General features: G+C 52.4%; 16 protein-coding genes. 13 read left to right on the forward strand and 3 right to left on the reverse strand.

What is annotated here, in order from left to right; all coding sequences use genetic code 11:
• The first annotated feature begins 584 nt into the window (after positions 1-584).
• The 3 genes from ileS to ACFMKP_RS03780 all read left to right on the forward strand — a co-directional run bounded on the left by ileS (position 585) and on the right by ACFMKP_RS03780 (position 6,008).
• The gene (gene ileS / locus ACFMKP_RS03770) at positions 585-3,770 is read left to right on the forward strand and encodes an isoleucine--tRNA ligase (RefSeq protein WP_382289189.1); all 3,186 of its coding nucleotides are present in this window, start codon (positions 585-587) and stop codon (positions 3,768-3,770) included.
• A 69-nt stretch (positions 3,771-3,839) separates the two neighbouring features.
• Complete coding sequence (locus ACFMKP_RS03775; RefSeq protein WP_382289191.1) at positions 3,840-4,175, forward strand: DUF952 domain-containing protein; 336 nt, start codon at positions 3,840-3,842, stop codon at positions 4,173-4,175.
• Between the two features lie 249 nt (positions 4,176-4,424).
• Positions 4,425-6,008: an alpha-amylase family glycosyl hydrolase gene (locus ACFMKP_RS03780; protein WP_382289193.1), complete on the forward strand. Its 1,584-nt coding sequence runs from the start codon at positions 4,425-4,427 to the stop codon at positions 6,006-6,008.
• 85 nt (positions 6,009-6,093) lie between these two features.
• Here the strand turns inward: ACFMKP_RS03780 and ACFMKP_RS03785 are convergent, their stop codons facing one another.
• From ACFMKP_RS03785 to ACFMKP_RS03795, 3 genes are all read right to left on the reverse strand, one after another.
• On the reverse strand, positions 6,094-6,627 hold the full coding sequence (locus ACFMKP_RS03785) for a hypothetical protein (protein WP_382289195.1): 534 nt from the start codon (positions 6,625-6,627) through the stop codon (positions 6,094-6,096).
• 139 nt (positions 6,628-6,766) lie between these two features.
• Entirely contained in the window at positions 6,767-8,518 is a 1,752-nt protein-coding gene (locus tag ACFMKP_RS03790; RefSeq protein ID WP_382289197.1) for a dynamin family protein, read from the reverse strand.
• A 261-nt stretch (positions 8,519-8,779) separates the two neighbouring features.
• Complete coding sequence (locus tag ACFMKP_RS03795) at positions 8,780-9,436, reverse strand: winged helix-turn-helix domain-containing protein (protein ID WP_382289199.1); 657 nt, start codon at positions 9,434-9,436, stop codon at positions 8,780-8,782.
• Between the two features lie 151 nt (positions 9,437-9,587).
• Between ACFMKP_RS03795 and ACFMKP_RS03800 the strand changes: the two genes are divergently transcribed.
• From ACFMKP_RS03800 to ACFMKP_RS03845, 10 genes are all read left to right on the forward strand, one after another.
• Positions 9,588-11,315, forward strand: a complete 1,728-nt coding sequence (locus ACFMKP_RS03800) for a protein kinase (protein ID WP_382289201.1) — start codon at positions 9,588-9,590, stop codon at positions 11,313-11,315.
• Positions 11,316-11,324: 9 nt separating this feature from the next.
• Positions 11,325-12,665: an L-seryl-tRNA(Sec) selenium transferase gene (gene selA / locus ACFMKP_RS03805; protein WP_382289203.1), complete on the forward strand. Its 1,341-nt coding sequence runs from the start codon at positions 11,325-11,327 to the stop codon at positions 12,663-12,665.
• A gap of 25 nt (positions 12,666-12,690) precedes the next feature.
• Positions 12,691-13,206 (forward strand): tetratricopeptide repeat protein, encoded by a 516-nt coding sequence (locus tag ACFMKP_RS03810; RefSeq protein ID WP_382289206.1) that lies wholly within the window; start codon positions 12,691-12,693, stop codon positions 13,204-13,206.
• Positions 13,207-13,288: 82 nt separating this feature from the next.
• Positions 13,289-13,717: an Rrf2 family transcriptional regulator gene (locus ACFMKP_RS03815; protein WP_110518562.1), complete on the forward strand. Its 429-nt coding sequence runs from the start codon at positions 13,289-13,291 to the stop codon at positions 13,715-13,717.
• Positions 13,718-13,845: 128 nt separating this feature from the next.
• On the forward strand, positions 13,846-15,363 hold the full coding sequence (gene trpE, locus ACFMKP_RS03820) for an anthranilate synthase component I (RefSeq protein ID WP_382289208.1): 1,518 nt from the start codon (positions 13,846-13,848) through the stop codon (positions 15,361-15,363).
• Between the two features lie 112 nt (positions 15,364-15,475).
• Entirely contained in the window at positions 15,476-16,024 is a 549-nt protein-coding gene (locus tag ACFMKP_RS03825) for a ribonuclease H-like domain-containing protein (protein WP_382289210.1), read from the forward strand.
• A gap of 7 nt (positions 16,025-16,031) precedes the next feature.
• Positions 16,032-17,843, forward strand: coding sequence for a Stk1 family PASTA domain-containing Ser/Thr kinase (gene pknB / locus ACFMKP_RS03830; RefSeq protein WP_382289212.1), 1,812 nt, complete (start codon positions 16,032-16,034; stop codon positions 17,841-17,843).
• A gap of 51 nt (positions 17,844-17,894) precedes the next feature.
• Positions 17,895-18,389 (forward strand): hypothetical protein, encoded by a 495-nt coding sequence (locus ACFMKP_RS03835; RefSeq protein WP_382289214.1) that lies wholly within the window; start codon positions 17,895-17,897, stop codon positions 18,387-18,389.
• Positions 18,390-18,648: 259 nt separating this feature from the next.
• Positions 18,649-19,854, forward strand: a complete 1,206-nt coding sequence (locus tag ACFMKP_RS03840) for a phospholipase D-like domain-containing protein (protein WP_382289215.1) — start codon at positions 18,649-18,651, stop codon at positions 19,852-19,854.
• A 9-nt stretch (positions 19,855-19,863) separates the two neighbouring features.
• Positions 19,864-21,117 (forward strand): glycosyltransferase family 4 protein, encoded by a 1,254-nt coding sequence (locus ACFMKP_RS03845; RefSeq protein ID WP_382289216.1) that lies wholly within the window; start codon positions 19,864-19,866, stop codon positions 21,115-21,117.
• Positions 21,118-21,139 lie beyond the last annotated feature (22 nt).

A 21,139-nucleotide genomic window follows, 5' to 3' on the forward strand; every position in this document is an offset into this window, starting at 1 on the left:
GGGAGCACTGTTTTCGTGGTTCCCCCTCGCCTCGCGGGCGGGAGAGGGGGCTAGAGGGTGAGGGGATCAGGCGGTGGTTAATGCTATGAACCATTACAGCTCTGTTCTCTGTTCTTATTTCGCCCTTCCTCCTTCATTATTCATCCTTATCCTATGCTCTATGTTCTTCTTTTTGATTTCTGACTTCTGACTTCTGATTTGGCCTTCATCCCTCATAATTCATAATTCATAATTCCGCCTTTAGTCCTTTGACTGCTGACTTTTAATTATGGTACAATCGTGCCACAGGCGTTGACGGAGCCGAGTAGTTGGGCCAAATCCTGAACCAGCGAGCGTGCAAATGGTGTGAGGCACGTATCAGCAATCCCAACCAAAATCTCTCCTGAGCCGAACGCTGAACCCATTGGCAGTAAGCGAACCGGGTATCCCCCGTTATCGGGATGACGTTGTGATGGCAACGGCTTAAAGTGGGTAGCTCGTGCAAACGGCTATCAAGCAGGGTGGTACCGCGAGGTCTTTTCGATAACCTCGTCCCAGCAATGTGGGGCGGGGCTTTGTGTTTTTTAGTCAACGAGGAGTCAACAATGGCGTTTGCAGCAGTTGATCCCAAGGTGTCGTTTCCGACGCTTGAGGATGAGATCGCCGCTTGGTGGGAGGCTCATGGCATCGTCAAAAAGACGCTAGCCCATGGCGATGCTTCACGTCCGTTTGTCTTTTTTGAAGGGCCGCCAACTGCCAATGGTCGGCCTGGAATTCACCACGTTGAGGCTCGTTCGTCGAAAGATATTATGGTGCGCTTCAACCGCATGCTTGGCAAAAAGGTCATCGGCGCACGCGGTGGCTGGGATACTCACGGCCTACCAGTTGAACTCGAAGTTGAAAAGAAACTTGGTTTCGCGGGCAAACCAGACATCGAAAAATATGGCATCACTGAATTTAATGCTGCCTGCCGTCAATCAGTCTGGGATTACATCCAAGAATGGGAAAAGCTGACTCAGCGCATCGCCTTCTGGATCGATCTCGAAGATCCTTACATCACCTACGACAACAAGTATATCGAGTCGCTGTGGTGGATCTTCAAGCAATTGCACGAGCGCGAATTGCTGTATCGTGATTATAAAGTCACGATGCATTGCCCACGCTGTGGTACATCGCTCTCTGATCACGAAGTGGCTCAAGGCTACCAAGATAACACTGATGATCCGTCGGTTTGGATTCGCTTCAAGCATACGCCAAACAACCATGCCTTGGATTCCCAAGTGGCTGATGCAGCCTTTTTGGCTTGGACAACCACGCCGTGGACGTTGCCAGCCAACGCTGGTTTGGCGGTCAATCCTGAGGCAACCTATGTGCTGGCTGAGCACGAAGGCCAACGCTATATCGTTGCCGAAGCTTTGGTTGGCGCGGTTTTGGGCGAGGGTGCTACTACCGTCGCCAGCTTTACTGGTGCCGATTTGCAGGGCTTGCGCTATACGCCGCTCTTCGCTGGCGTTGGTGATAATGGCGCAGCGATCGATTTAAGCAGTGCCTATCGCGTTGTTGCCGATGAATTCGTTTCGTTGGAAGACGGCACGGGCATTGTGCACATCGCACCAGCCTATGGCGACTTGGAAATTGGCCGCAAGTATGGCTTGCCAACCTTGTTCTCGGTCGATTTGGCGGGCAAAGTGTTGAGTAGCTTTGAAAGCCTTGGCTTTGCTGGCTTGTTCTTCAAAGAGGCTGATTCCAAAATCACCCGTTATTTGAAAGAACAAGGCGCGTTGTTCAAATCTGGCCGCGTGCTGCACACCTATCCATTCTGTTGGCGCTGTAAAACGCCGTTGCTGTTCTATGCCAAGCAATCGTGGTACATCCGCACAACGGCCTTGAAGCAACAATTGATCGACAATAACAAAAAGATCAATTGGGTGCCTGAGCATATCCAAGCTGGGCGTTTTGGCAATTGGCTCGAAAATAACATTGACTGGGCGATCAGCCGCGAGCGCTATTGGGGCACGCCGCTGCCAGTTTGGGCCTGCGATACTTGCCAACATGTTGATGTGGTTGGCTCGTTGGCTGAGCTTGGCGAACGTTGGGGCCAAGATACCGCCAATCTGGATATGCACCGCCCATTCGTTGATGCGCCAACGTGGTCATGCCATGCTTGTGAAGCGGGCACGATGCAGCGCATCCCCGATGTAGCTGATTGTTGGTTTGATTCAGGCGCAATGCCCGTCGCTCAGTGGCATTATCCATTTGAAAATCAAGAACTGTTTGAGGTTGCTGGCCAAGCCGATTTCATCTCGGAAGCCATCGATCAAACCCGTGGTTGGTTCTATACCTTGCACGCGGTTTCGACCTTGCTGTTTGATCGCCCAGCCTACAAAAATGTGATCTGTTTGGGTCACTTGTTGGATGGCAAAGGCGATAAGATGTCCAAATCCAAGGGCAACATCGTTTCGCCATGGGAAGTGGTCGAGAAGTATGGCGCTGATGCGGTGCGCTGGTATATGTTTGCCGCAGGCCAGCCCTACAACCCACGCCGTTTCTCAGCCGATCTGGTCAGCGAATCGTTGCGCCAGTTCTTGTTGACCTTGTGGAATACCTATAGCTTTTTCACAACCTATGCCAATGTCGATGGCTGGACACCAGAAGTTGCCCAAGGCGATTTGGCAGCGATCGATCGCTGGGCCTTGGCGCGGCTCAACGGTTTGGTGCGCGATGTGCGCAACGATCTGACCAATTACGACATGAACACGCCCGCCAAGCGGCTCGAACAATTCGTTGACGAGCTTTCGAACTGGTATGTGCGGCGCAATCGGCGGCGCTTCTGGGGCAGCGAGATGAATGGCGATAAGCAAGCTGCCTATTCAACCTTATACACATGTTTGGTGACGATCAGCAAGCTGATGGCTCCCTTCACGCCATTTGTGGCCGAATCGCTGTATCAAAACTTGGTGCGCAGCTACGACCAAAACGCCGCTGAGAGCGTGCATATGGCCTTGTTCCCAGAAGCCGATTTGAGCTTGATTGATGATGAATTGATCCGCAAGACCGACCTGTTGCTCAAAGCCGTCAGTTTGGGCCGTGCCGCGCGCAAAAACGCTGGCATGCGCGTGCGCCAACCGCTGAGCGAAGTGCTGGTGCGTTTGCCACGCGGTGAGCAACTGGCTGAATTGAGCGCCGAACTCAGCGACGAACTGAACATCAAGGCGGTGCGCTGGCTGGGTGTTGGCGATGGCTTGGTCAGTTATCGCTTCAAACCCAACTTGCGCTCAGTAGGCAAGAAGTTTGGCAAGCTTGTGCCAGCCTTACGCGAAGTCTTGGCTGGCCTCAGCAGCGAACAAGCAGCCGATGCAGCGCATAAAGTTGAAACTGGCGCAAGCTTCGAGGTCGAGGTCGAAGGCCAAACCCTCACCTTGGCTGCCGACGATGTGCTGATGGAAGCTTCATCGCCAGAAGGCTACGCTGTGGCCGAAGGCGAAGGCTTGTTGGTGGCTTTGGTCACAACCTTGACCGACGAATTGCTACGCGAAGGCATCGCCCGAGAAATCGTGCGCAACCTCAACGATGCCCGCAAAGCAGCCGATTTGGCGATCACCGATAAGATCAACGCTACTTTAGGCAGCGAAGTCGATTTGGCAGCAGTTGTGGCTGAATATGCCGATTACATCAAGGCCGAAACCTTGTGCGAAAACCTGAGCGTTGGCGATGCCAGCGCCAACCAACACACCAGCACAATGGAGTTGGAACAAGGCAAACTGAGCCTTGGCATCAGCAAAGTCGCTTAATCGAAGCTCAATGCGGCGTATGCACTCACAGCATGCGCCGCATTGAACATTAATCATTCAAGGAACATTATGCTTTTACATATTATTTCGCCAGAAGAATGGCAACATGCCGTAGCTGCTGGCGAATATCGCCCAGCCTCGTTGGGCGACGAAGGCTTTATTCATTGTTCAACGCTTGAGCAAGTGTTAACTCCAGCCAATTCGTTTTATCGCGGCCAAGCTGGATTACAATTGTTGTGTATCGATCCTGCTTTGCTCCAAGCCAAATTGGTCTACGAAGATTGCTACGAAACGGGCATGCAATTTCCGCATATTTACGGCCCGCTCAACCTCGATGCTGTCGTGAAAATCGTCGATTTTCCAGTCAAGCCCGATGGTACGTTTGATCAGCCGCAGCTGGATTAAATCGAGGGGCTAGTTGTCAGGGGCCAGGAATCGGGAATTTAACGCAGAGGTGCAGAGAACCGAAGGATGAAGGATGAAGGATGAGGGATGAAGGCTATTGGCTCTTGGCTATCGGAACATGCTTCGTGGAATTCGTGGCAAAAATGCCCTTCGTGTTCTTCGCGTCCTTCGTGGTTCCCATTCTTCGTGCTCTTCGTGGTTCAAATCCCGCTACAATAGCCGAAGCACTCTGCTAGTGAAGGAATACCTATGAAGAAGCTTTTGAGTGGCATGCTTTTAGCGGGAATCATCGTTGGCTGTGGTGGCCAAGCAACGCCAACCAGCGTTCCTGCGCCGGCAACCAGCCAAGCCTCGCCTACAACGCAAGCCCTGAATCCAACCGCAACGACCGAAATTACGCCTAGTGTTGTTGCCAACCAAACTACACCAACTCCATTGCCAAGCAAACCAACTGCACCGATCTTCACTGCCGATGATGAGCGTTGGGCTGGCCGTTCAATTTATTTTATTATGACCGATCGCTTTGCCAATGGCGACCCCAGCAACGACAATGCTGATGGTTTTGCTTCTGATCGTAACGACCCTCGGCGTTGGCATGGCGGCGATTTTCGCGGCATTATCCAACGCCTCGATTACATCAAAGGCATGGGCTTTGGCGCCATTTGGATCACGCCAGTCAGCAAGCAAAATTCAATCAATGCCTACCATGGCTACTGGCAGTACGACCCCTATCAAATCGACCCGCATTTTGGCACGCTTGAAGAATTGCGTGAGCTGGTGAGCGAAGCCCACAAACGCGATATGTTGGTGATGCTCGACGTTGTGCCAAACCACATGGGCGATTTCTTGCCCGGCTCGAAGGCTGCTCCACCGTTCGACGACCCGACGTGGTATCACAACAAGGGCAACATTCAAAATTATGGCAATCAACAAGAAGTCGAAGATGGCGATTTGCTGGGGCTTGATGATTTAGATCAGGATAATCCCGCAACCCGTGCTGAATTGCTCAAATGGATTGCGTGGCTCAAAAGCGAAACTGGGCTTGATGGCATGCGGGTCGATACCGCCAAACATCTGCCCAAAGATTTTCTGCGCGAGTTTGATCAAGCGGCGAACACCTTCTCGCTGGCCGAAGTATTTAGCAGCGATGCTGGCTATGTTGCGCCCTACAGCGAATATAACGATGCAATTTTGGATTATCCATTGCACAGCGCCTTCAAAGAAAGCTTGGTTGGCGGGCGTACCCTGCTGGTGATTCAGCGCGTGCTCGAAAATGCCGATGCAACCTATCGCAATGTCCATGTTAATGGCACATTTTTGGATAACCACGATAACGAGCGCTTCTTATGCGTGGCAACTGGCGGCCCCGACGACCAAAAAGCCACCCAATTGCAACAAGCGTTGGCGGTGCTTTATAGTTTGCGTGGCATTCCAATAGTCTATTATGGCACTGAGCAAGAGCTGAGCGGCTGCAAAGATCCCTTCAACCGTGAAGATGCCTTTGAATTGGATTCAACCGCTACGCCGTTGTATCAATGGATTAGCCAGCTCAACCAGCTGCGTCAAGCCCACCCAGCCTTGCAACGCGGCAGCCTCGAAAGCCGCTCCAAGGCTGATGATGGCTGGGCCTTCCAACGCACTGCTGGCAACGATACCGTGGTGGTGTGTATTAACAACACATGGAAACCGCTTGAAGTGGCGGTAACGGGCCTAACTGAGATTGCCGATGGCGAGGTCTTGACCGATGCGCTTGGCGGCGGTGAGCTGAGCGTCAAGGGTGGTGCAATGAACTGCGCCTTGCAGCCCAAACAAGTTATGATCTACACCCGCTAAATTGAAACATTAATGCAAAAAAGAGCCAAGCTCGCTTGGCTCTTTTTGATCTAGAGAATATTATCGAAGTTTTCGCTACTAATTTTTATGGCTCAAGATTGACGAAATCGAAGAAGAAGCGTGAGCCGGTCGATAATGGATTGTGGGCAGCCATCGTGCGGAATTCATACTTGCCGGTGCCTGGACCCCAGTAGAATTCAACTGCACAATTTTTTTGCAGGGTTGGTGAATAGGTATCGATAATGCCCAATAATTGGCCTTCGTAGAACACGCTGACTTTACCGCCATCAGGCCGCATCACATAGCCCATTGCAAAGCTATAGGGGCTATTAACAACCGTGTACGAAACCGTATAGCCGCCGCCCATGGACACATGCTGCGTGCCGTTATAAGCATTGGTCAACGGATGGCCCGATTCAGAGCGCCAAACCCCCGTGTATTTGATTGATGGATCGGTGTTGTCAATCATATAATCAGGGCTAAAATTAAGTGAATGTGAATTACAATCAATATTCATATACGGAATATCATTGGTCTCTGCTTTGGTAGTTGCTGGAGCAATTAAACTTGGTGCGATGATTGTAGCTGCCAGCAGCAACGAAGTGAATATCTTACGCATCAAAAAGCCTTCCTACACACTACTAAATTCTCTAGACAGGTAGGTACTTTAATCGAGATTGCTGCATATTTCAAGCCCCAATATATGATAATTTGCTGATAAAGTATAAAAAATACTTAACATAATTATTTTTTGATGTTTATAGCGACTCAATTTCGCCACGTAAACGGGCAAGTGCTTGCTCAACACTGGCTAATTCGTTGCGTGCTTGTTGCAGCTGCTCATTTTGATATTTAACAAAACGTGTGTAAGGTGCAACCGTTTCAGTCACTCGTTCGATTGATTGATCGATTTCTGCATACACTTGTTTGCTCAACGAACGCACAATTTTATCGCGCAACTCGCTGACTTTTTTGTGAAACTCACGCTTGGCTTGGGCACGCTTGGCCGGAATCAAATAGGCTCCGCCTGCGACAGCCAACACGCTGAGGCTGATGCCGGTAAAATCGAGCAACGCGCCATGGGCCAAAATCACAAACAAGGCCCCAAAACCAACCGCGCCGACCCCAGTTAAGGCAGTTGTGGCAATCGTGCCTTGCAAATCCATGGCTAATTGTTTGGCTTCTGCATCGCGATTGTAGCTTTGCACAATTTGGTTGGTGCTACGGCCAACTGAATCGATCAACGATTGGCGATTGTAATTGAAATTTTGGCCAACATTGCCAACCATCTCGCTATTGTGGCGCGAAAGTTGGCGACGGTCGATATAGGCATTTACATCTTGCCAAAGCTTGAGATTACGTTCAATCAGCCAATCGATAATTTGCTGGGTGATGCGATCGGTGTCAGCGTCGAGGTCGCCGACCACTTGGTCGCGAAAGCGTTGCTCAAGCAGATCTTTTTTTATCAAATCGCGGGCGCGGCCAATCCGAATTTGCTCATCGAAAAAGGTATGGCCGCGTTGCTCAAACTCATGGATGAGATTTTCGAGCTGAGCAATCCGCGGCGTGAAATCACGCTGCATATCAGCTTTATAGACCTGAATTTGGCCCTCGATATTGTTAATGGCCTTAATATCGTCGCTCAGGGTTTGCAAGCGCTCATCGGAGGCAGTGCGATAGGTGGTGGCCAGTTTTTGGCCAACGCCCAAGGGATTGAGCAATTTGAGCCGCACGCGTTCGCCTTCATCAAGCGTGCGCAACAAATATTCTTCCATGGCGTTGAAGCCACTTTCGGCCCACAATTTGGGATCGTCGTTTTCGCGGGCGCGCAAAGCAGAGCGGGCCGAAACTGCAAAAATCATGGGCGTGCTGCCAAGCAATGTGGTGGCATTGCTACGCACAAATTCCAGCACCTCGCTGCGGCCTTTTTCATCGAGAATATCAATTTTATTGACAACCAAGATGATTTTCTTGCCCCATTCGCGGATATGCTCAAGGAACGTGCGTTCACTCTCGGTAAATGGCCGATCTGCCGAGGTGATAAACAACACCAAATCCGAGCGCGGCACAAAGCGCTTGGTCAGCTCCTCGTGGCGGCGAATAATTGCATTTGTGCCTGGCGTGTCAACGATATTTAAATCGCCGAGCAAGGGCGCAGGATGGGTGCGCAACAAGAGAAAATCTTCGAGCAATTGCGAATCGGGCTGCTCGCCAAAGCGCAAAATATTGATCCGGTCGGTGGTTGGGGTCACACCTTCGGGCAAAACCCGATCGCCAAGCAAGGCATTGATAAAGCTCGATTTGCCAGCGTTGAACTCGCCAGCGACCACAATTAAAAAGAGTTCAGCCAATTGCTCGGTGGCCTCGCGCAAGCGCGCAGCATCGGCGGCGGTCACATCGGCCCCAAATTGCTCCAAAGCGTGATGCAAACGATCAAATAAGCTTTGTTCGGTCGCCCGAAGCTCAGCTTCACGTTCGCCAAGAATTGATTGAGCGCCAACATGGGCCATGGCTGTGTCCTTATCTCTATGAGCAGCGTGCTACTCAATCTGACTCTGATTGCGTGCTCGAAGTTGCACAAACGAGCAGTATCAAGGGTTAATCATAACTCGTGCCATAAAATGTTTCCTCACCTTCAGATCCCCTCACCCCAACCCCTCTCCCGTCCAACGGGAGAGGGGCTTTGCGTTGGGTGAATGACTGGTGCTGGAAGGTGCTCCCCCTCGCCCGCGTTCAGTGGGAGAGGGGGTTGGGGGGTGAGGGCTTTGGCGTTAATCTAAACTCAACTTATAGCCAAAACCGCGCACGGTGAGCACAAAGCGTGGCGCAGATGGATCGATCTCGATCCGCTGGCGCAAGCGATAGATCAAGGCATCGATGGCGTTATAATCGTAGACCTCATAATCCCACACGCCGATAGCAATTTGCTCTTTGCTGACAACTTCGCCACGGCGGTTGTACAGCAATTCGAGCAATTGAAACTCCTTGGCGGTGAGCTGTGGATCAAGCCGTTTGCCACGAACATAGACCTCTTTGGCAGCGCTATCAACGTGCAATTCAGCCTGATCCTGGCTCGCGATTCGATGCATGACGACTGGGGGCGGCGTGCCCTTCATCGTGGCTTCGGGATCGCGGAAAATGATCACCGTATCGGCGACCCACACTTCGTCGTTATTGCGTAATGGCGCGAGGCCATTGACCTTTACGCCATTTAAATAGGTTCCGTTGGTGCTATCGAGATCGCGAATATAACAGCCGGCTTCATCGCGTTCTAAGCGGGCGTGACGGCGCGAGGCTAAACGATGATCGATGACAATATCGTTGGCTACATCGCGCCCAATGGTGAGAATTGTTTGTTCCCACGGCATGAGCCGAGGTGGGACATCTTGGTTTTTAATTGTCAGCGATGGCACTGGCTGATCGTTCATAAAAATTCCTCCTCAAACACACGATGCATGGAGAGGCGTGGTATGGTATGCTAGAGTCTTAGTCAGAGACAAAGCAAAAGGGCTATGATAGAATGTGACGCGATTCTAACATAGGGCTTCTGAATGCGCTAGAGGCGCAAGGAGCGGGCGTTTGACTTCTTGGAATGGTCGCCAATTTGGCAAGTATATTTTACACAACGAAGTTGGGCGAGGTGGCATGGCCCGCGTTTTTCGGGCAACAGATACCACCTTGCAACGCACGGTTGCGTTAAAAATTCTTGCGCCCCAGCTTGCGAGTGATCCCGAATCGAGCCAGCGCTTTGAGCGCGAGGCGATTACGGCGGGCAATCTGCATCATCCCAGTATCGTCACGATTTTCGATGTTGGCGAGGCTGAAGGCTTGCCCTACATCGCCATGGAATATATTGCTGGCCGTTCGCTGCAAGCTGTGATCGATGAACAAGGTGCGCTGGGTCTTGGCTATGCCGTAGCATTGTTGATGCCAGTGGCCGAAGCGCTGGATTATGCCCATTCGCAGCAGGCAGTTCATCGCGATGTCAAACCCCACAATATTTTGCTGAATGCTGATGGTCGGGTTTTGTTGACCGACTTCGGCATTGCTCAAGCTCCTGTTGTCAATGAAAAGCGTCTAACCCGCGCCGGCATGTTTATGGGCACGCCAGAATATATCGCGCCCGAGCAAGCTTCGGCGCAGTTGGTTGATGGCCGCTCCGATTTATACTCCTTAGGGATTGTGGCCTTTGAAGTGATCACTGGCCAAGTTCCCTTTACTGGAACGGTTCCAGAGTTGCTGGTTGCTCACACCTACACGCCGCCACCAGCGATAACCAGCCTTGTGCCTGGCTTGCCAGCAGCCTTTGATAAAGTTTTTGAACGAGCGTTGGCCAAACAACCAAGCGAGCGTCCACCCTCGGCAGTCGCGTTTATCGATGCCTTGCGCACGCTCTCCAGCAGGGTTGGAATTACAATTCCAAGCAAGGACGAATTAAAGGGCTTGGCGGTTCCAGCTGGCTCGTCGGCTGGCAAAGCCACGGTGGCGATCAATGCGCTGCCTGCGTTGCAACGCCAAAGCGACCCCAGCGCTCAAACCGATGTTGGGGCGATTCAGCCGCAAGCGCGTCCAGCCACGCCCGTGCCGCAACCAGTGCCACGCCCAAGTAATCCCAACCCAACTGCCCGGGTTGCGCCAAGCGCTCAGCCACGGCCCCAAGCGCAGCAGCAAGCGGCTCAAACTCAATCGCGACCAAGGCCCCAAGCAGCAAGTAATAGCAATAGCAATGCTGCGCGGCCTCGCATGCGCACACGACCAGTCTTGCGCACGGCCACAACCAGCGATCCTTTAAAAGTGATTTATCCGGTTGCGATCATTATAACCCTTGCTGTTTTGGGCATTGTTTTTTGGCAGCGCATGGGCCAAGGCACGCGCGGCTTGGTTTCGCTGCCAACCGCAACCCAAACCAGCAGCTTATCAGGGCCGTTTGTGCCCGAATCGACGCGGATTCCGACGGCGATTCCAACTAACACGCCTGAACCAACCCCAACCGATGCGCCAACCGAGCAGCCCAGTGCCACGCCTGAGCCAAGTGCGACCGTGCCTAGCCCAATCCCAACCAGAACGCGGATTCCAACCCGAACAGTGCCGCCAACCCGAACTACCGCGCCAACCACGGTTGTGCCATCGGCTACGCCAGTGGTGCCAACGGATGTGCCTGCTACGCCAACGGATGTGCCACCACCAACCCCAACCAATGGCCCAACTGAGCAGCCAACCCAAGATCTACCAACCGTGACCAATACCGGAGTTGAGCCGACGGTCGTGTATCCTTTGCCACGGCCTGAGCCGTCGCCGATCTCCTGAGGCTCAGCGGTGAGTTTGCGCGATTTGCCAGCGGTGCATCGGCTGCTTGGTTTGCTTGCAGAAGGCTTTCCCAATGTGCCTGCCCAATGGTTACTTGATGCAGCCCGAGCCAGCCTTGAGCATGCCCGTCAAGCGCTGCGGGCTGGCAATCCCCAGCAATCAATCGCCCAGATTGTGGCTCATGCTGAGCATTTAATTCGCCAACGCCAACAGCTGCCATTGCGCCATGTTATCAACGCGACTGGCGTACTGATCCACACCAATCTTGGGCGTGCGCCACTGAGTGCTGCCGCGCAACAAGCAATCATCAGCGCCAGCGCTGGCTATAGCAATCTCGAATACGATATTGATCAAGGCGAACGTGGCTCGCGTAATAGCTTGTTGGAGCCGCAACTGCAACGTTTGACAAGAGCTGAAGCAGGCTTGGTGGTCAATAATGCGGCGGCGGCGATGTTGCTGTGCTTGAGTTGCTTTGCCCAAGGCCGCGAGGTGATCGTCAGTCGCGGCCATGCGGTGGAAATTGGCGGCGGTTTTCGGATTCCCGATATTTTGCGCCAAAGTGGCTGCACTTTAGTTGATGTTGGCACGACCAATCGTAGCTATTTGGCCGATTATACAGCGGCGATTGGCGCGCAAACGGCGGCGCTACTGCATGTGCATGCTTCGAATTTTCAAGTGCTGGGTTTTACCCACGAGCCAAGCGTCGCCGAATTGGCCCAAGCCGCCCATGAGCACCAGAAACTCTTGATTTGCGATCTTGGCAGTGGCGCGTTATTAGATACGACAAGCTTTGGCTTGGCTGCTGAGCCAACCGTGCAACAACTGATTAACGATCAAGCAGATTTGGTGGTGTTTAGTGGCGATAAATTGCTTGGCGGCCCGCAAGCAGGCCTCATTGTGGGCAAACGTAGCCTGATCGATCAATTGCGCAAACATCCCTTGCTGCGAGCGCTGCGAGTTGATAAATTGACAATTGCTGCTTTGAGCGCAACCCTCATGGCCTATGAAACTCAACGTGCTGCCAGCGAGATTCCAATTTGGCGTATGCTTGGCTGTTCGCTTGCTGAGCTTGAGCAGCGCGCAAGCCCGCTGCTGGCCGCCTATCCTGCTGCCCAAGTTGTGGCAACTCATGCTACCATTGGCGGAGGTTCGCTGCCTGGCTCAAGTTTGCCAAGCCTAGGGCTTGCCCTTGATGGTGTGGCTGAAACTTTGAGCGCCCAACTTCGTGCCAACGACCCACCCATTGTTGGCCGAATCCATGCGCAGCGCCTAATCCTTGATCTGCGGACTGTGCTACCAGAGCAGGATGCAGTGATCGTGGCGGCGTTAGCAGCCCTCAATTCAGCCTAACTCGTCATAGAGAGGGACGCAATCGATGACTTCTGATCAAGCGGCAGCGTTGTTAGAGACAGCGGTGGCGGCGTTATATGCTGGCGACCGGCGCAGTGCGCGCATTTATCTGACCCAAGTTTTAGCGCTCGAACCCTATCACGAGCATGCCTTGCTCTGGTTGAGTGGCGCGGTGGAGCTGCCAGAGCAGCAAATTGCCTGCTTGGAGCGGGTTTTAGCGATCAATCCCTATAATCATGCGGCAATTCGCGGTTTGGCTCAGTTGCGGGGTAGCGTTGTTACGCCAGTGGTTGCCGAGCCAGAGCTAGCGCCGTGGAACCCGCCGGAGCCGTTGAGTTTAAGCCAACTAGCCGAGTTGCCAGTTTCGTGTTATGCCTGCGATGCCCAATTGTATGCCAGCGCTACCTTTTGTTGGCGTTGCCATGTGGCGGTGCGCTGTTGTGCCAACTGTATTTTTCGACCCTACACCGAGTGCAAAGTGGAGCAAGCAATTCAATCGGAGCAAAGCCCAAATTGCTGCCCATGGTGGCGGCCAATTTAAAGCATGGCTTTTGACTTCTCTGGTTCATAATGCTAGCATGGCGGCTATCTGAAATGATTGTTTATAGCAGCAATGAGGCAGAATGCGATTATCAACCAAAGGTGAATATGGCGTGCGAGCATTATTCGATTTGGCTCAACACTATGGCGAGGGCTTGGTGCAAAGCCACGATATTGCTGAACGCCAAGCAATCTCCGAAAATTATCTCAATCAATTGTTAATCGCATTGCGCAAGGCTGGCCTGATTACCAGTGTGCGTGGCCCGCAAGGTGGTCATCAATTGGCCCGCCCACCTCAAGCGATTAGCTTGCTTGATGCCATTTTGGTGTTGGAAGGGCCATTGTTGCCAACCCCCGAAGGTGCCAGCCTCGATACCTTCGATGCAGGTTTGTTGGGCGAAGTTTGGGGCGAATTACGCGCCGTGATCGAAACGCATCTTAGCGAAATGACGATTGCTGATCTCTGCCAACGCAAACACCAGCAACTCGATTCACCGATGTATTATATTTAGGGATCAGGGGCTAGGGTTTAGGGGTCAGGATGGACGCTGCGTTGTTAAGTGCTCTTTTTTAATATTCTTCTCCCTGATCCCTAGCAGCTGAACCCTGACCCCTCTTGCTATAGTTTTAGGGAGCGTTCATGGCTTCGCCAACATTTGAACAAGTGCAAGCATGGGCTGCGGCTGGCTACACCCAATGTGCAGTCTACCGTGAGTTAGTCGCCGATTTGGAAACGCCAGTTTCGGCCTATTTGAAGGTTGCTCAGGGCCACTATAGTTTCTTGCTTGAAAGTGTTGAGGGTGGCGAGCAAATTGGCCGCTATTCGTTTATTGGCTGCGAGCCGCATTTAATTATTCGCGGCCTTGGCCAGCAAAGTATCATCGAAACTGCCAACGGCGAGCGCACCAGCTACGACGATCTGACGACGCTTGATCAATTAGAGCGCTTGGTGGTTGGCTCGCAAAAGGCAAATCCCGCGCCTCAGCCAGATTTGCCGCGCTTTACTGGCGGGGCGGTTGGTTTTTTGGGCTATGAAACGGTGCGTACCTTTGAACGTTTGCCCGCGCCAACCCTGCGCCCTTTGCAAATTCCCGATGGCGTGTGGATGGTGGTCAAAACGGTTTTGGCTTTTGACCATGTGCGCCACACAATCAAAATTATGAGCACACTGGTGTTCGATCCGGCCCATGATTTGGCAACCCAATTTGCCGAAGCTAACGCCGCCATCGAAGCCATGACCAAGAAATTGGTACGCCCATTGGCTCCCGAAGTGTATAGCTCAAGCGCCGCCTCGCCAAGCTTGCCTGAACTCAACGAAGCATTGCAATCCAATCAATCGTTTGGTGAATTTAGCGCAGCAATTGAAAAGGCCCGCGAATATATTCGGGCTGGCGATATTTTTCAAGTGGTGTTATCGCAGCGCTTTCAGCGCGAAACCGATGCTGAGCCATTCGCGGTCTATCGCGCCTTGCGCACGGTCAATCCATCGCCATACATGTTCTTTTTGAATGTGCCTGATGCGGCGATTATTGGCGCTTCGCCCGAAATGTTGGTGCGGGTTGAAGATGGCATTATTGAAACCCACCCGATTGCGGGCACCCGTCGCCGTGGCCGCGATGCAGATGACGAAGCGCGCATGCAGGCCGAATTGTTGGCCGACGAAAAAGAGCGCGCCGAACACTTGATGTTGGTTGATCTTGGGCGCAACGATGTGGGGCGGGTTTCGTTGCCTGGCAGTGTGCATGTGCCCAAGTTTATGCAAATTGAAAAATATTCGCATGTGATGCACTTGGTTTCGGTGGTTAAAGGCACGCTCGATACAGCACGCTACTCGCCGTTGCACGCCTTGCGGGCTTGTTTCCCTGCTGGCACGTTGACCGGCGCGCCCAAAGTGCGGGCCATGGAAATTATCGCTGAGCTAGAGCCAAGCCAACGCGGGCCGTATGGCGGTTGTGTTGGCTACGTTTCGTTTGGCGGTTTATCTCTTGACACAGCGATTACTATTCGCACAATGGTGATTAAAGATGGCGTGGCCTATATGCAGGCTGGCGCTGGCATTGTCGCCGATAGCGATGTTAAATTAGAAGATCTCGAAACGCGCAACAAAGCCGGTTCACTCATCCGCGCCTTGCACGTTGCCGAAATGTTGGAGTTGTAAACGAGGGATTAGGGGCTAGGGGCCAGGGATCAGAAAGCGTGCATTATTGGCCTGGATTCTGATACCGTTGCATCCTGAACCCTAGAGCCTGACTCCTGATCCCTCGCAGATTATGGACGCATACCTTGATATTGAAACAACATGGCAACGCACGATTAGCGTAATTGGCATTTACTTGCCGCAGCGGGGCACGATTCAGTTGGTGGGCGCTGGGGTTAGTGATGTTAATTTGTATGCGGCGTTGGCAGGGGTCGAGACGATCTTTACCTTTAATGGGGCAAGCTTTGATTTGCCAATTATTTACAAGGCCTTGGGCGCAGATTTGAAACGCGAGTTTGTGCATTGCGACCTGTTGCGCGAATGTCGTCGCCAGAATTTGCGCGGTGGCCTGAAAATTGTTGAACAAAAAATCGGGATTGCGCGTTCTACTCATGGGCTTGATGGCCGCGATGCCTTGCGGTTGTGGCAAGCCTATGAAAGCTATAACGATCAAGCAGCGTTAGATTTACTCTTACGCTACAATCGCGACGATATTATTAACTTGCCACGCTTGCGTTGTTATTTACATAAAGTTCAAGAGCCTGATTTGCACCCGCATGTTACGATTTGGCATGCGTCTGAGCAGTCGTTGCTGTCGCCATTGAGCGACGAGGAGCAGTAGTGGGGCGATGAGCGAACAACCACGAATTCTCAATAATCGCTATCAATTAGAGCGAAAATTAGGCCAAGGCGGCATGGCAACGGTGTATCTTGGGCGCGATTTGCGGCTTAAGCGACCAGTTGCGATTAAAGTGTTACACGGCCAATATGCCAGTGACGAACAATTTTTGCGCCGCTTTAAGCACGAAGCCGATGCCGCCGCCCAATTGAATCATCCCAATATTGTGCGGGTTTATGATATTGAAGCCGAGGGCGATTTTCATTACATTGTGATGGAATACGTCGAAGGCACTGACCTTAAAGAGATTATTGAGCTGCAAGCGCCGTTGCCTGTGCCGCGCACGCTGGCGATTGTGCGCCAAATTGCCGAAGCCTTGCAGGCTGCTCACGACAGCGGCTTGGTGCACCGCGATGTTAAACCGCAAAACGTGCTGATCGATTCCAACGATTATGCACGCTTGAGTGATTTTGGCATCGCCAAAAGCAAGCAATCATCTGCATTAACCGACCCAGGCACGACCTTTGGCACTGCCGATTATTTGGCTCCCGAACAGGCGCAGGGCTTGGGTGCAACCCCGCTTTCCGATGTCTATGCCTTGGGCGTGTTGACCTATGAGATGTTAACTGGGCGTTTGCCGTTCAGTGGCGATTCGCCATTGGCAGTAGCCTTGCAGCATATTCAAGCAACACCGCCAGCCTTGCGCAACTACAATCCTTCGATTCCGCCCCAGCTTGAGGCGATTGTGCTCCAAGCAATGGCCAAAGATCCTGCCCAGCGGCCTCAATCGGCGCGGGCGTTTGCCGAATTGTTGCGGCTCTATCGCGAGCGCGGCAACCAAGCAACCATGGCCGTGCCGTCGGCGAATGTAGGGCGTGTGCCTACTGCCCAAGAGCCTGCCGACGTGCGCCCACCACGCCAACAACCAGCGCCGCAAGCGCGGCCCCGCCAAAACTATGCCCCGCCATTGGCTGCTCAACAGCCAGTGCCGATGAATCCAAGCAGCGAAAAACGCCAATCATCTGGCTGTGGCTTGTGGGTTGTGGCAATTTTATTGTTGGTCGGGATTGGTGCGTTGGTCTACGTATTAATGTTTACCGATGTGATGGACTCGATAACCCAAGCCTTTGGTGGTAAACAAGCGACCCAAGTTGTGCCAACCGACGAGCCAACGCCCGCCCCAGAAATGGTCGAAGTGCCACCATTGGTCGGTAAAAGCGAGAGCGAAGTGCTTGAGTTGCTCAAATCACTTGAACTTGGTGAGCAACGCAAAGCGCCACGCAACGATCTTGCGCCTGCTGCAACCGTGATTGAGCAAGATATTGCGCCTGGAACCAAAGTTGCCAAAGGTACAGTTATTCCGTTTACTTTGAGTTTAGGCCCCGCTCAAGTCGAAATTGACGATGTGACGCGCCAACAATTTGAGGTTGCTTCGGATACGCTGACCCGTGCTGGCTTTAAGGTGATCCGCAAAGATGCGCCGAATCAGACAATTCCTGCGGGCTTTGTCTTGAGCCAAAATCCCCCAGCGGGGCTGAAATTGGCCCAAGGCAGCGAGATCGAATTGGTCGTCAGTATTGGCGATATGGTGACGTTTCCCAATATCATTGGGATTAAACGAGCCGATGCTGAGGCGATTTTGGCTGGACGCAGCGATTTACGCTTGGATATTGTCGACGAGCAAGGCCCAGATCTGATTCCGAATTTCGATAGTGTGGAGCCAAATACGGTGGTTAGTGCAACCGCCAATGGTCAGCCAGTTGAAAATGGCAATTTTATTCCCCGGAATAGCGTGATTGTGATTGGGGTGCGCCGTCCATAGCACATTTATCAGTAGTTGCGGCCGTCTACGCTACGCCAAAGGAGAATTCCTATGAGTCTTGAACGATTAGCAGCTTTCGAGCGCCTTGCCAACAACGAGCGTTTGACCGACAACTTGACTGATACAACTGCCAAGGCGCTGTTGCGCTGGGCTGAGCAACAACTTCAGGCTGGAGTCGCCGAAGATGAAGTGCTGCAAGCAGCGCACCAAGCCAATCGCGATGATCTTGTTGATGTGACTGGAGTGTTGGCGGCGGCGAATGCTGCGTTAAATAAAGCGCATACGGCAGTAGTTGCTCACACGACTCCCGCGCCTGATCCTGCTGCCCAAGCTGGTCAGGCCGCTGCCAACGCCTTAAATCAATCGGCAGCAACCATCGCCAGCCAAATGGGCAAACTTGGCCAAAGCGTGCTGGCGAGCGCTGGCCAAGCTGCTAGCAACCAAAGCACCATTACTAGCAAACTTAATCGCATTGGCGCAACCTTGGGAGCGAATGCCCGCCCCCGTTCACATCGGATCAAGCGTCGGCGTGGCTGGCGAGGTTGAGAACATAGAGCAAAGAGCATAGAACATAAATGTACTGGTTGATTGGTAACAACCAACAGCATCCCCTCACCCCCAGCCCCTCTCCCACTGAACGCGGGCGAGGGGAGCTATAATGATATGGTGGTGTTGCCCCCTTGCCTCGTGGGCGGGAGAGGGGGCAAGGGGGTGAGGGGAGCGCTAGGCGATTGAACTACACAGCTGTGCTCCAGATCCCCAATCCCCAACGACCGATCCCCGATCTCTACTGAAAGGCTGATCTATGGCGCGTAGCAAATCAACGACGAAGCTCAAGCCTTGGCAAATTATCCTGATTCTGCTGATTGCGGGATTGGTGTATTGCTATCAAGAGGGCTATTTTGATCGCTGGCTTGGGCGCACCAGCGATCAGCCGACCAGCGTGGCCCAGCCAACCTTGCCCGCCAATCAGCCTGATGCCAATGCTGTGGCAGCGGCGATTGACCCGAATAAAGCTTCTGTGGCTCAAGGCGCGTGGTATCAAGTTTTCTTCACCCGCCCAAGCTACCCCGAAAAAGCTGCTGGGCGCAAAGGGGGGGTTGATGCAGGCATCATTGCCGACATTGATGCTGCCAAAAGCACAATTTATATTGCTTCATTCGATTTTGATTTGGATTTGATGACCGATGCGTTGATTCGAGCCAAAAAACGCAAGGTAAAAGTGCAATTAGTCGTTGATGACGAAAACTTGGCGGCTCCAGAAGTTGCTGAAACCACAGGCCGTTTGGAAGCTGCCAGAATTCCAATTACCTGGGATGAACGCTCAGCCTTTATGCACAATAAAATCGTTGTGATCGATGATGCGATTGTCTGGACTGGCTCGATGAATTTAGTTGTGAACGATGTCTATCGCAATAACAATAATATGCTTCGTTCGCGAGTTCCAGAATTGGTTGCGAATTATCGCCAACGTTTTCTTGATTTGTTTGCAGGCAAAATGGGCGGCAAAGCACCCAAAAATACCCCCAATCCAGTGATTAAACTTGCTGGTGGCGTGCAAATTGAAACCTATTTCTCGCCAGTTGATAAACCACGCGCCAAAATCGTCAACTACATCAAAAACGCCAAGCAATCGGTTAATGTGCTGGCTTTTTCGTTTACCGACGACGATACCGCCCAAGCCTTGATCGATCGCCATAAAGCAGGCGTAGAAGTTCAAGTGGTGATGGAAGCGCGGAATGCTGATGGCACTGGCTCGGAATTTGGCATTTTGGAAAAAGCTGGCATTCCAATTTTTCGCGATGCGAATTGTTATATTTTACATAATAAAACAATGGTAATTGATGAAAAAATTGTGATTACCGGCTCGTATAATTTTACTGCTGCTGCTGAAAATAATAACGACGAAAATTTATTGATTATCACTGATCCTGATTTGGCGCGGCATTATATGGCTGAATTCGATCGGTTGTATGCCCAAGCCAAAAATCCTGCTGGTTGTGGCCGTTAGCGAGTATTCATGCGGATTTTACAAGTTATTCAGCGCTATTACCCATACATTGGTGGTTCGGAGCAGGTTTGCCAAGTGATTGCTGAACGCTTGGCTGCCGAAGGCCATACGGTCGATGTTTGGACGAGCAACGCCTGGGATCTTGACCATTTTTGGGCCAAGGGTCGGCGCACCATCGATCAGCCCAACGAGCAGCATAATGGCGTAGCGATTCGACGCTTTCCAGTGGTTCGTGCGCCTGGCCCAGCTTTGGTCTACCCAATTTTGCGCCGCGCAATGTTGGAATTGGGCCGCGTGCCAGCAACCAGCAAGCTGTTGATGGCGCTCAGCCAAATCACCCCCCGCTTGCCAGCCTTCAATCGTGCGCTCCACCAACAGCTCGATCAATTCGATTTGGTGCATGCTGCTAATATTACCTTGGATTTTATGCTGATTCCGGCCTTGAAATATGCCAAACAAGCCAAGGTACCGTTTGTGCTTTCGCCCTATGTGCATTTGGGCGTGCCAGGCGATCGCTCGTTAGTGCGCTATTATACAATGCCGCATCACATTAAATTGATGCAACAAGCAGATCGGGTGATTGTGCAAACGCCGCTCGAAGCCGATTATTTGGACGATTGCGGGATTGCGCGATCAACGATGCGTTGCATTGGCGTGGGGGTTGAGCCAAGCGAATTAGCTGGCGGCGATGCTGAGCGTTTTCGCCAAGAAACTGGCATTCAACAGCCATTTGTGTTGTATATCGGCACGTTGGCCAAAGAAAAAGGCGCATTTGACCTTATTCGCGCGATGGAGCAGCTTTGGGCAAGTGGCCGCGCCGAGCATTTGGTGATGGTTGGTACACCGATGGCCCACTTCGAGCAGCTTTGGGAGACGCTCGACCCTGCCAGCAAGCAACGGATTCATGTCTTTGCTCGTGCGCCGCAAGAACGCAAACGTGATGCCTTGGCGGCGGCAAGCCTGTTTGCCATGCCATCGCGCACCGATTCGTTTGGCATTGTCTACCTTGAGGCGTGGTTGTATCGCTTGCCCGTGATTGGGGCACGGGCTGGCGGGGTGCCGGCGGTGATTCGCGATGGTGAAACAGGCTTATTGGTCGATTATGGCAATGTTGCTCAATTAACCAGCAGCTTAACCAAACTCCTGACCGAGCCAGGCTTAGCGCAGCAGCTTGGCCAACGCGGCTATGCGCAAACCCTAGCCGAGCTAACGTGGGAGCATAAATATACCCAAATTCGGGCAGTCTACGAAGAATTGATTTAGAACAGAGAGCATAGAAATTGGG

The organism is Herpetosiphon sp. NSE202 (genome assembly GCF_042688385.1).
Lineage (GTDB): Bacteria > Chloroflexota > Chloroflexia > Chloroflexales > Herpetosiphonaceae > Herpetosiphon.